Here is an 11604-nt window from a genome sequence, read left to right as displayed (position 1 = left end):
CTCCCGGCTCCCGGCTCCCGGCTCCCGGCTCCCGGCTCCCGGCTCCCGGCTCCCGGCTCCCGGCTCCCGGCTCCCGGCTCCCGGCTCCCGGCTCCCGGCTCCCGGCTCCCGGCTCCCGGCTCCCGGCAGATCTTGGAACCAAACGGCCCCCATAGGGACCCTCTCCTTCCAAGATCTCCACGAATCTCACTCAACGGAACGCCAGTCCCGCACCACGGAACGCACTCGCCGCAACACGCGACCGAGCGCGGCTCCCACCGCACGCCACCCCGTCAACTGCCGCGATCTTGCACTTCCCGCCCCGTCAATCCAGAGCAAATGGGGCACGTCGAGGGCCTCAAGTGCAAGATCGCGGAAGGCGGGAGACGGAAGGCGGGAGACGGGAGCGGGAGCGGGAGGGGGCGGGAGGTAGGGCTGATGGTGTGGCCAGCAGTGCGGAAGCGCTGGGCAGGAACCGCAGTTCCCCGACCCGTGACTGCGGGACCACCTCGGACCGGAACCGCGGCGGCGACCCGGGAGTCTCCGCGGTGAGTCGGTGGGGACGGTCCGGGGTATGCACCTACGGGTGCCCGGGTCGCCGATCATCCTCGGGGCCGAGGGCGCGGCGCGCACCCCTCTCTACCGTGGAATCAGCGCGGCGGATCGCCGCAGAAGTGGGAGACGACGATGAGTCGCAAACTGGTCCGGCCCCGCCAGGGGCGCATGATCGCCGGTGTCTGCGCCGGCCTGGGGCAGCGGTTCGGCATGTCGGCCGGCCTGGTCCGGCTGCTGTTCCTGCTGTCGCTGCTGCTGCCCGGCACGCAGGTGATCATCTACCTGATCCTGTGGGTTCTGATGCCGAACGAGGACCGCTACCTCGCCACCCGCTGACGCGACACGAAGCCGGGACACCGGCACACACGCGACGCGCCCGCCCCGGACCATCGGGGCGGGCGCGCGGCGTCAGCGCACGAAGATCAGGGCGCGGTGTAGGTGACAGTCACCTTCTCGTAGCCGAGCGAGCGCAGCAGCCCTTCCAGCATCTTGCGGGTGTTCCCCTCGGCGCGGGCGGCGAGCCCACTGTCGCGGGCCGCCGCGGTGATCCGGTCCTCGGCGAGCTTGTAGATCTGCTGCTGCCGGTTGGGGTCGCCGGCCACCAGGTCGTTGAGCCGGTTGATCAGGCCCCGCTGCTGGGCGAAGACGTAGCTCTTGTCCATGTCCAGGTCGGTCTCGCCGAGCTGCGGCGCGGGCAGCTTGATCTCGGCGGACTTGCCGTCCTCGGAGACCGTCACCGCGCCGTCGGCGATCTTCGCGAAGTCGACGTACGCCTCGACGCGGCCCGCCCCGACGAACAGCGTGCGCTCGTTGAGCAGGAAGTCGGGCACGTTGCGCCGGTCGTTCTGCACGTCCACCACGACCTGGAAGTTGCCCTCGGCGGCGACGTAGCGGCTCAGGTCGCGGATCGACTTGAGCAGCGGCGGCTGGCTGCGGTCGGTCTGCTCCTTGGCGAACGGGTTGCGGAAGTCGGGCAGCAGACCGGTGGCCTGCACGCCGAGCAGCACCACCACCGCCAGCGCCGCCGCGCCGAGCACCCAGAGCAGGCCACGAGCCGCGCCGCCGCCCGACGCCGGGGCGCCCGGACCGGGCTCGCGATCGGGATCGCGGCCCGGGTCGGGCGAGCCTTCCGCCCGGTCGCGAAGGGACTCGCTGGTGGGGTAGTCCGGGAACTCCCGGGTGGGCTCGTTGATGTCACCGTCGCGGGCCATCGCCCTCACCGTCCTCGTCCGACACATCGACTGACAAAGACGGTACGGCCACCGTGCGACAGTCGCTCGCCGAGCGTCCCGATCGGGTGAAACCGCAGGTCAGGCGAACGCGGACAGGCCCGTCAGCCGCTGGCCGATGACGAGCTGGTGGATCTCGGAGGTGCCCTCGTAGGTGAGCACGCTCTCCAGGTTGTTGGCGTGCCGCATCACCGGGTACTCGCCGGAGACGCCGTTCGCGCCGAGGATCGTGCGGCACTGCCGCGCGATGGCGAGCGCCTCCCGGACGTTGTTCAGCTTGCCCACGCTCACCTGGTGGGGCCGCAGCGAGCCGGCGTCGGCGAGACGGCCCAGGTGCAGCGCGAGCAGCATCCCCTTGTTCCACTCCACCGCCATGTCGGCGAGCTTGGCCTGGGTGAGCTGGAAACCGGCGAGCGGGCGGCCGAACTGGGTGCGCGTGGTCGCGTACTCCAATGCGGTTTCCAGGCAGTCGCGGGCCGCGCCCAGCGCGCCCCAGACGATGCCGTGCCGGGCCTCGGTCAGGCACCCCAGCGGCGCCTTCAGCCCGATCGCCTCGGGCAGTCGCGCGTCGGCCGGCAGCCGGACGTCGTCGAGCGCGATCTCGCCGGTCAGGGACGCGCGCAGCGACATCTTGTGCCGGATCTCGCGCGCCGTCACCCCCGGCGTGTCCATGGGTACGGCGAAGCCGCGCACACCTTCGTCGGTGCGCGCCCAGATCACGCCCACGTCGGCGATCGGCGCGTTGGTGATCCACAGTTTGCTGCCGTTGAGGATCCAGTCGTCGCCGTCGCGGCGGGCCCGGGTGGCCATCGAGCCGGGGTCGGAGCCGTGGTCGGGTTCGGTGAGCCCGAAACAGCCGATCGCCTCGCCGGCTGCCATGGCGGGCAGCCAGCGCTGCTTCTGCTCCTCGCTGCCGAAGCGCCAGATGGCGTACATGGCCAGCGATCCCTGCACCGACACCAGCGAGCGGACGCCGGAGTCGCCGGCCTCCAGTTCCAGGCAGGCCAGCCCGTACGCGACCGCGGACGCGCCGGCGCAGCCGTAGCCGGTCAGGTGCATGCCGAGCAGGCCGAGCTTGCCGAACTCGCGGGCCAGCTCACGGGCCGGCACCTGGCCGTCCTCGTACCAGCCGGCGACGTGCGGGCGTACCCGGTCGGTCACGAGCTGGCGCACGACGGCGCGGATCTGCCGCTCCTCCTCGCTGAGCGACGCATCGATGTCGAGCAGGTCCAGAGGAGTCATGGCGTCACCTTAACCAAGGCTCAGCCGGGCGTCACTCGCCCTGGTCGCCGAGGACCAGCACGCGCGCGTGGATCTGGTTGCGCTGCTGCAGCGCCGCGCGCAGCGCCCGGTGCAGGCCGTCCTCCAGGTAGAGGCCGCCGTTCCACTGGACCACGTGCGGGAAGAGGTCGCCGTAGAAGGTGGAGTCCTCCGCGAGCAGCTTGTCCAGCGCCAGTTCGCGCTTGGTGGTGATGAGCTGGTCCAGCCGCAGCGGGCGCGGCGGGATCTCGGCCCACTGCTTCAGCGTGAGGTTGTGCTCCGGGTAGGGACGCCCGTCCCGGACCGCCCTGAAGATCACGGCGTGCTCTCCTCCCCCAGGCCCGGCTGACGATGTGGATGTCAGCCTAACCGCTCAGGTCCACCGTCCCCGCCGCACCACATCCTGCACCGGACGCCGCCCTCTACGCAGCGACGGTGACCGATGGTCAACAGCCCGATAACCCACTGTGATGGCTCCGACGGGGCTGAGTTCCGGCGGTACCCCGAACGCCTCCCGGTACGCCTCGATCCGCTGCGGCGGAATGCCGAAGAAGCAGGCGCCCAGCCCTTCGTCCACGGCGGTGAGCAGCATCAGCAGCGCCGCGAAGCCGGTGTCCACGTACCAGTAGGGCACCGGCCAGCGGTCCTCGGCGCGGTCCGCCCAGCCCTTGTCCGGCTCGGCGTAGCGGTCCAGGTAGGCGTCACGGTTGGCGTGCGGCACCACGATCAGCGGCGCCCGGCGCATCCCGGCCAGCCAGCGTTCCCGGCCGCCGCCACCGGGCGTGGTCGCCGCCCAGAACCGTTCCCGGTCCTCGGGTTCCTCCAGCACCAGGAAGCCCCAGCCCTGGGCGAACCCGGCCGACGGCGCGCGGACCGCGTGGTCCAGCAGGCGGTCCACCACCTCCGGCGGCACCGGGCGGTCGGGGTCGTAGTTGCGCACCATCCGGCGGCGGCGGACTACCTCGGCGAACTCCACGCTCAGACCTCCGGCCGGACGCCCCAGGCGCCCCGCCAGGTCTGCCCCGGCTCCAGCGTGATGACGTCCCTGCCGGAGCGGAACGCATCCGGCGGGCAGGTCATCGGCTCGACCGCCACCGACCGGCGGTGCCGTTCCCCGCCGAGCGTGTCGCCGGTGAACACCTGCCACCAGCCGAACTCGCGGTCCGCCCAGATCCGCAGCCCGGACGAGCCGTCCGGCGAGCCGAGCGTCACCGCCGAGCCGCCGTCGGCGTCCCGCTCGACGTCACCGAAGGCGGTGTCGAGGACCAGGTCGCCGATCGGGCGCGGGCTGGTGAAGTCGAACTCGGAGCCGGTCACCTCGGTCGCACCGACCGGAAGCAGGCGGCCGTCCACCAGCACCCGCCGCCGGGCCGGCAGGTGCAGCCGAATCCCGTCCACGCCGGCCTTCGGCAGTTGCAGGTAGGGGTGCACGGAGAAGCCGAACGGCGCCGGCTCGCCGGACAGGTTCGTCGCCTCGTGCTCGGCCCGCAGCCCGTCCGGGCCGACGCTCCACCGGGCCCGCAGCCGCAGCGCCCACGGGTAGCCGGGGCTGGGCGGCAGGTCGTAGCCGATCGTCACGCTCTGGGCCGACTGCTCGATCAGTTGCCACCGCGCCCAGTTCACCAGGCCGTGCAGCGCGTTGTGCCGCTCCGGCTCGGTGAGGTCGAGCTGGAACGACCGCTCCCCGAACGAGTAGACGCCGTCCCGGATCCGGTTCGGCCAGGGCGCGAGCACCTGACCGGCCGAGCCGGGGCAGACCTCGTCCTCGGCGTACCCGTCGAGGTAGTCCACGCCGTCGTGCCGGTAGGCCCGCAGCCCGCCGCCCACCTCGACCACGACGGCCTCGTGGCCGTCGGCGGAAATGGTCCACTGTGTACCGGACGGTGGCTGCACGTCGATCCCCATGTCGGCGACCCTACCGTCAGTGGCGCTCCTCGGCGGGGGTGGTCGAGCGATAGCGCAGCAGCGCCGGGAACGCCACCACCAGCAACACCGCGAGTACGGCGGCGGCCAGGCCACCACCGACCATGGCGACGCCGGTGCCGAACCCGGCGGCCGTCGCGCCGGCCCGCAGATCGCCCAGACGCGGGCCACCGGCCACCACGACGGTGTTCACGCCCTGGAGGCGGCCCCGCATCCGGTCCGGCGCGTAGACCAGCAGCATCGACTGGCGCAGCGTGGCGCTGACCAGGTCCGCCGCCCCGGCGACGCCGAGCAGCACCACCGCCACCCACAACTGCCCGGCCAGCCCGGCGAGCGCGATCGCGACGCCCCAGCCGACCACCGCCACGGTGAGCGCGAGGCCCTGCCGGCGTACCCGGCCGATCCACCCGGAGGTCAGGCCGCCCAGCATCGCGCCGATGGCGATCGAGCTGTAGAGCCAGCCCACCGCCGAGGCGCCGCCGAAGCGTTCCTGCGCCAGCTCGGGGAAGAGCGCCCGCGGCATGGCCAGGATCATCGCGATCAGGTCGATGGCGAAGGACAGCAGCAGCACCCGCGTGGTGGCCAGGTAGCGGAAACCGTCGACGATGCTGGCCAGCCCGGCCTTGCGGACGCCGCCGTCCGGGTCCGGCGCGGGCGGCATCGCCGGCAGCCGCAGCGTGGCCCAGAGCGCCGCCGTGTACAGCAGCGCGTCCGCCGCGTACGCGATGGGCAGCGCCGTCCCCACCTCCCACCCGGCGAAGATCAGGCCGGCGGCGAGCGGGCCGAAGACGGCGGCGGCGGTGAACGTGGTGAAGTTCAGCGTGGTCGCGGCCGGGACCAGCTCGGCCGGCACGAGCCGGGGCAGGATCGCGCTGCGGGCCGGTGAGGTGATCGCGAAAGCCGTCGACTGGAGGCCGACGAGCAGCAGGAGCAGCAGCGGGCTGCGCACGCCGGCCAGCGACTGCACCAGCAGCCCCAGCGTCGACGCCCAGAGCACGCAACCGCCGACGAGCAGCACCCGGCGGCGGTCCCGGGCGTCGGCGATCGCGCCGCCCCACAACCCGAACAGCAGCAGCGGCACGAAACCGGCGATGCCCAGCAGGCCGACCCAGAGCGAGCCGCCGGTCAGGTCGAACATCTCCACCGGCACCGCCACGGCGGTGAACTGGAAGCCGAACATCGCGATCGCGTTGCCGGTCCAGACCCGCCGGTACGCGGGCACACGCAGCGGGCGCAGGTCGATCGCCCAGCGGCGCGCACCCCGCCGCCGGGCCTGCGTGACGTCGGTCACGGCGCGAGCCGCTCGACGACGAAAACCCCGTTCCCGGTACGCCGGAAGCGCAGCCGGTCGTGCAGCCGGCTGGCCCGGCCCTGCCAGACCTCGACCGTCTCGGGCCGGACCCGGAACCCGCCCCAGTGCGGCGGCGCGGGGATCGGGTCCACGTCGGCGAACCGTTCCGCCGCCGCCCGGTACGCCTCGTCGAGCGCGGCGCGGTCCGGCACCACCGTCGACTGGGCGCTGGCCCACGCCCCGAGCTGCGAACCGCGCGGCCGGCTGGCGAAGTACGCCTCGGTCTCGGCCCGGTCCACCGGCTCGACCCGGCCGGTCACCGTCACCTGCCGCTGCATCGGGAACCAGGGGAACACCAGGCTGGCCCACGGGTTCCCGGTCACCTCGGTGCCCTTGCGCGAGCCGTGGTTGGTGTAGAAGACGAAGCCCTCCGGGTCGTACCCCTTGAGCAGCACGGTGCGCCCGCTGGGCCGGCCCCGGGCGTCGGCGGTGCCGAGCACCATCGCGTTCGGCTCGGGCAGCGGATGTGCCACCGCGTCGGCGAACCAGCGGGCGAACTGGGTGTGCCAGTCCGGCGCCAGGTCCGCCTCGGTCAGGCCCAGGTCGGCGGCGTACTCGTTACGCATACCGGCCGGTGCGGGTGTGTCGCCTGTCACTGTGCTCGTCCCTCTCCCGGGCGTGCCGGCGTCCCCCGACGCTGGCCAGGCCCCGGTACCCAGTCTTCTCCCTCTCTCACCGACGGCCAGCGGCGGGGATGTCGTGTGGCGCACAGTGGCTGTGGGTCGCGCAGCCGGTTACCCACCGGGCAAGATGTTCCGAACCACATCCCTGAAGGGTCGCCTGAGCTGCGGGGCTCGATCAGCCCGCCCGGGCGCGCCGAGCCGAAGCCAGGAGACGACATGTCCGATTTCAAACCGGGCCTGGAGGGCGTCGTAGCCTTCGAGACCGAGATCGCCGAACCCGACCGCGCGGGGGGTTCACTGCGCTACCGGGGCGTGGACATCGAGGACCTGATCGGCCAGGTCTCGTTCGGCAACGTCTGGGCGCTGCTGGTGGACGGCCGGTTCGGCCCCGGCCTGCCGCCGGCCGAGCCGTTCCCGGTGCCGGTGCACTCCGGTGACATCCGCGTCGACGTGCAGTCCGCGGTCGCCATGCTGGCGCCGTACTGGGGGCTCAGCCAGCTTCTCGACATCTCCGACGAGCAGGCCCGCGAGGACCTGGCCCGGGTGTCGGTCACCGCGCTGTCCTTCGTCGCCCAGTCGGCGCGCGGCCTGGGCCTGCCGGCCGTGCCGCAGAAGGAGATCGACAAGGCGGAGACCATCGTCGAGCGGTTCATGAAGCGCTGGCGGGGTGAGCCCGACCCGCGGCACGTCAAGGCCGTCGACGCGTACTTCATCTCGGCCGCCGAGCACGGCCTGAACGCCTCCACCTTCACCGCCCGGATCGTCGCCTCCACCGGCGCGGACGCCGCGGCCTGCATCTCCTCCGGCATCGGCGCGCTCTCCGGCCCGCTGCACGGCGGCGCCCCGTCCCGGGTGCTCAGCATGCTGGAGGCGGTCGAGCGCAGCGGCGACGCCGACGGGTACGTCAAGGGCGTGCTCGACCGGGGCGAGCGGCTGATGGGCTTCGGCCACCGGGTCTACCGGGCCGAGGACCCCCGCGCCCGCGTGCTGCGGCGTACCGCCAAGGAGCTGGGCGCGCCGCGCTTCGAGGTCGCCGAGGCGCTGGAGAAGGCCGCGCTGGCCGAGCTGCAGGCCCGCCGCCCGGACCGCGTCCTCGCCACGAACGTCGAGTTCTGGTCGGCGGTGGTGCTGGACTTCGCCGAGGTGCCGGCGCACATGTTCACCTCGATGTTCACCTGCGCGCGGATGGGCGGCTGGTCGGCGCACATCCTGGAGCAGAAGAAGCTCCAGCGGCTGGTGCGCCCGTCGGCGACGTACGTCGGCCACGGCTCGCGCAAGCCGCAGGAGGTCGAGGGCTGGGACGCCATCCCGCACGGCGTCTGACGTCTCGCCCGGAGCCCCGTTCCCCTGCCGGTGGAGCGGGGCCCCGGCATTTCCGGGACCGGCTCGCGGCCCGTGTGGCGGACGCCTCACCGACCGGCGTGGGACTGGCCGCCGGACGGCCCGGAGCAGGTGCGAGGATTGCCGTGGCAGTGTCGCCGGAACGGGCTCGGACGCCCGCCGCCACGCGGCAGCACCTCGTCCGCGCCCTGCCAGCTCACCTCTCGCCCATGCGGAAGGATCTTCAAGACCGTGGCTGACGCACCGACCATCCGGATTCCCGACGAGATCAGGCCCGCCGACGGACGATTCGGCTGCGGCCCGTCCAAGGTCCGTCCGGCCGCGGTCTCCGCCCTCGCCGACGTCGCCACCAGCTACCTGGGCACGTCGCACCGGCAGAAGACGGTCCGCGACCAGGTCGCCCGGCTGCGCCGCGGCCTGGCTGAGTTCTACTCCCTCCCCGAGGGGTACGAGGTGGTGCTCGGCAACGGCGGCACCACCGCGTTCTGGGAGGTCGCCACGTTCGGCCTGATCCGTGACCGGGCCCAGTTCGCCAGCTTCGGCGAGTTCGGCGCCAAGTTCGCCAAGTCGGTGAAGGATGCGCCGTTCCTGGGCGAGCCGACGGTGCGCAAGTCCGACGCGGGCAGCGCCCCGACGCTGGTCGCCGAGGCGGGCGTGGACGTCTACGCCACCCCGCACAACGAGACCTCCACCGGCGTCGCGGTGCCGATCAGCCGGGTCGCGGGCGCCGACGAGGGCTCGCTGCTGCTGGTCGACGCCACCTCCGGCGCGGGCGGCCTGGACGTGGACGTCACCCAGACCGACGTCTACTACTTCGCGCCGCAGAAGTGCTTCGGCTCCGACGGCGGCCTCTGGCTGGCCCTGATGTCGCCGGCCGCGCTGGCCCGGGCCACCGAGATCAAGGAGTCGGGCCGCTACATCCCGGCCTTCCTCGACCTGGTCACCGCGATCGACAACTCGCGGCTGGAGCAGACCTACAACACCCCGGCGCTGGCGACCATCTTCCTGGCCGCCGAGCAGACCGACTGGATGAACTCCCAGGGCGGGCTGGCCTGGGCGGCCAAGCGCACCGCCGAGAGCGCCGGCATCGTGTACGGCTGGGCCGAGCGCTCGTCGTTCGCCACCCCGTTCGTGGCGGACCCGGCGCTGCGGTCCAACGTGGTCGCCACCGTCGACTTCGCCGACGGGGTGGACGCCACGGCGATCGCCAAGGTGCTGCGCGCGAACGGCATCGTCGACACCGAGCCGTACCGCAAGCTGGGCCGCAACCAGCTGCGGGTGGCGCTGTTCCCGGCCGTCGAGCCGGCCGACGTCGAGGCGCTCACCGCGTCCATCGACTACGTGGTCGAGCGACTCTGATCACGCCGTCACGGTGCGTGGCCGTCAGGGCTCCGGCGGCCACCCACCGTGATCATTACCGCAGCTCAGTCACGACATGCCGGGGTGTCGCAGTCCCCATCGGCGGGTAGATGAGCGTACGGTGGTGCGAGACGCCCGGGTGGCCGGCTCCCGTGGCGTGACGGCCAGCGAAGCGGGACGGAGGCAAGCCCATGCGCCCAGTACGCTTCGTCGCCCTCTCCGAGGACGGCCAGGCCCTGGTGCTCGCCGACGAGGTGGGGCGCCTGCTGGCGCTGCCCATCGACGAGCGGATCGCGTCGGCGCTGCACGCCGAGCCGGGCGCCCCGCCGCTCGCTGTGGTGCCGAGCGCCACCGACCCGACGCCGTCGCTGTCCCCACGGGACATCCAGGCCCGCATCCGCTCCGGTGAGTCCGCCGAGGACGTCGCCCGCATCGCCGGCGTGCCGGTCGACCGGGTGCTGCGCTACGCCGGCCCGGTGCTCCAGGAGCGGGCCATGCTCGCCCAGCACGCGCGCCGCACCCGGCTGAAGGGCGCGGAGAAGCCGACCCCGCTGGCCGAGGTCGTCAACGGCCGGCTGGCCCAGCACGGCATCGACACCGAGAAGATCTCGTGGGACGCCTACCGCCGCGACGACGGCACCTGGCGGATCATCGCGACCTGGCCGTCCGGCAAGGCCACCGCGCAGGCGGTGTGGGACCTGGACAAGACCCGGCAGAACGTCGCCCCGCACGACGACATGGCGCAATACCTCTGCGCCGAGCGACCCACGCCGATCCTCGGCCAGGAGCCGGCGCCGGAGCGGGGCGGTCACGCGCTGCCCGGTCCGTCGCGTGGCGAGCCGAGCCGGGGCGGGCACGGCCTGCCGGCCGCCTCCGAGCACGCCCGTCCGGGGCGTGACCCGATCCGCGCCGGCCGGGACGCGCTGCTCGCCTCGCTGGACCGGCCGCTCGGCGGCACGTCCGGGCGCGGTCTCGACACCCGCTCCCCGGCCGCGCAGGAGGCGCCCCGCCAGCGGGCCGTCGCCGGTGGCGCCGCCGCGCTGCTCGGGGGCGGGCAGGGCTCGGCCTTCGACGACGACTCGGACGCGCCGAAGGAGATCCCGGCCGTACCCTCGCTGGCAGTGCTGCGGCCGCGGCGCACCGGTGCCGCGGCGGCGACCGGCGGCGCGGGCGGCGAGTCCACCGAGGCCGGCGGCAAGCCGCGCAAGCGGCTGCCGAGCTGGGACGACGTGCTCTTCGGCACCGGCCCGGCGGCCCGCGAATCCTCCTGATCCGCAAGCTCCACCCTGGCTCGTTGAGAGGGCACTCCAAGTCCCGGCGTGCCAGGGTGGAGCCATGGAGTACACGAACCTGGGACGCACCGGCCTGTCCGTGAGCCGACTCTGCCTCGGCACGATGAACTTCGGTCCGCAGACCGACGAGCCGGACAGCTTCGCCATCATGGACCGGGCGCTCGAACACGGGATCAACTTCTTCGACACCGCGAACGTCTACGGCTGGAAGCTCGGTGAGGGCGTCACCGAGCACATCGTCGGCCGCTGGTTCGCGCAGGGCGGCGGGCGCCGCGACAAGGTCGTCCTCGCCACCAAGGTGTACGGCAAGATGGGCGAGTGGCCCAACGAGCAGGGCCTGAGCGCCCGGCACATCATCCGGGCCTGCGAGGACTCGCTGCGCCGCCTCCAGACCGACACGATCGACCTCTACCAGATGCACCACATCTCCCGGACCACGCCGTGGGAGGAGATCTGGCAGGCGATGGAGACGCTCGTCGCGCAGGGCAAGGTGCTCTACGTCGGCTCGTCCAACTTCGCCGGCTGGCACATCGCGCAGGCGCAGGCCGCAGCCGGCAAGCGCAACTTCCTCGGCCTCGTCTCCGAGCAGTGCATCTACAACCTGCTGACCCGGTACGTCGAGCTGGAGGTCGTGCCGGCCGCCCAGCACTACGGGCTGGGCATCATCCCGTGGTCGCCGCTGCACGGCGGGC

The 11604-nt window shown here is 73.0% G+C and carries 12 protein-coding genes; 5 read left to right on the top strand and 7 right to left on the bottom strand.

Annotated features, from left to right (window positions below):
- Window positions 1-666: 666 nt before the first annotated feature.
- Window positions 667-870: a PspC domain-containing protein gene (locus KBX39_RS10560; RefSeq protein ID WP_043327136.1), complete on the top strand. Its 204-nt coding sequence runs from the start codon at window positions 667-669 to the stop codon at window positions 868-870.
- Window positions 871-956: 86 nt separating this feature from the next.
- Here the strand turns inward: KBX39_RS10560 and KBX39_RS10555 are convergent, their stop codons facing one another.
- The 7 genes from KBX39_RS10555 to pdxH all read right to left on the bottom strand — a co-directional run bounded on the left by KBX39_RS10555 (window position 957) and on the right by pdxH (window position 6863).
- The gene (locus KBX39_RS10555; protein ID WP_210870266.1) at window positions 957-1745 is read right to left on the bottom strand and encodes a DUF4230 domain-containing protein; all 789 of its coding nucleotides are present in this window, start codon (window positions 1743-1745) and stop codon (window positions 957-959) included.
- 99 nt (window positions 1746-1844) lie between these two features.
- Window positions 1845-3005, bottom strand: a complete 1161-nt coding sequence (locus KBX39_RS10550) for an acyl-CoA dehydrogenase family protein (RefSeq protein WP_043327140.1) — start codon at window positions 3003-3005, stop codon at window positions 1845-1847.
- Window positions 3006-3036: 31 nt separating this feature from the next.
- Entirely contained in the window at window positions 3037-3342 is a 306-nt protein-coding gene (locus KBX39_RS10545; RefSeq protein ID WP_013283726.1) for a type II toxin-antitoxin system VapB family antitoxin, read from the bottom strand.
- Between the two features lie 54 nt (window positions 3343-3396).
- Window positions 3397-3999, bottom strand: a complete 603-nt coding sequence (locus tag KBX39_RS10540) for a nitroreductase family protein (protein WP_043327142.1) — start codon at window positions 3997-3999, stop codon at window positions 3397-3399.
- Window positions 4000-4001: 2 nt separating this feature from the next.
- Complete coding sequence (locus KBX39_RS10535; protein ID WP_043327144.1) at window positions 4002-4928, bottom strand: aldose 1-epimerase family protein; 927 nt, start codon at window positions 4926-4928, stop codon at window positions 4002-4004.
- 16 nt (window positions 4929-4944) lie between these two features.
- Window positions 4945-6237, bottom strand: coding sequence for an MFS transporter (locus KBX39_RS10530; protein WP_069089567.1), 1293 nt, complete (start codon window positions 6235-6237; stop codon window positions 4945-4947).
- On the bottom strand, window positions 6234-6863 hold the full coding sequence (gene pdxH, locus KBX39_RS10525) for a pyridoxamine 5'-phosphate oxidase (RefSeq protein WP_210870268.1): 630 nt from the start codon (window positions 6861-6863) through the stop codon (window positions 6234-6236). Before pdxH ends, KBX39_RS10530 begins: the two co-directional genes overlap by 4 nt.
- A 273-nt stretch (window positions 6864-7136) precedes the next feature.
- Between pdxH and KBX39_RS10520 the strand changes: the two genes are divergently transcribed.
- The 4 genes from KBX39_RS10520 to KBX39_RS10505 all read left to right on the top strand — a co-directional run.
- Entirely contained in the window at window positions 7137-8243 is a 1107-nt protein-coding gene (locus KBX39_RS10520; RefSeq protein WP_043327149.1) for a citrate synthase 2, read from the top strand.
- 249 nt (window positions 8244-8492) lie between these two features.
- Entirely contained in the window at window positions 8493-9620 is a 1128-nt protein-coding gene (gene serC / locus KBX39_RS10515) for a phosphoserine transaminase (protein ID WP_210870264.1), read from the top strand.
- 191 nt (window positions 9621-9811) lie between these two features.
- Window positions 9812-10891 (top strand): septation protein SepH, encoded by a 1080-nt coding sequence (sepH, locus tag KBX39_RS10510; protein ID WP_043327153.1) that lies wholly within the window; start codon window positions 9812-9814, stop codon window positions 10889-10891.
- 64 nt (window positions 10892-10955) lie between these two features.
- The coding region (locus tag KBX39_RS10505) for an aldo/keto reductase (RefSeq protein ID WP_210870262.1) at window positions 10956-11604 on the top strand (649 nt) is incomplete at its 3' end.

The sequence above is a fragment of the Micromonospora sp. D75 genome, from assembly GCF_018070405.1.
In the GTDB taxonomy this organism is placed as follows: domain Bacteria; phylum Actinomycetota; class Actinomycetes; order Mycobacteriales; family Micromonosporaceae; genus Micromonospora; species Micromonospora chalcea.
The sequence above is the reverse complement of the archived record's forward strand: the minus strand, read 5'-3'. Positions and strand labels throughout refer to the sequence as shown.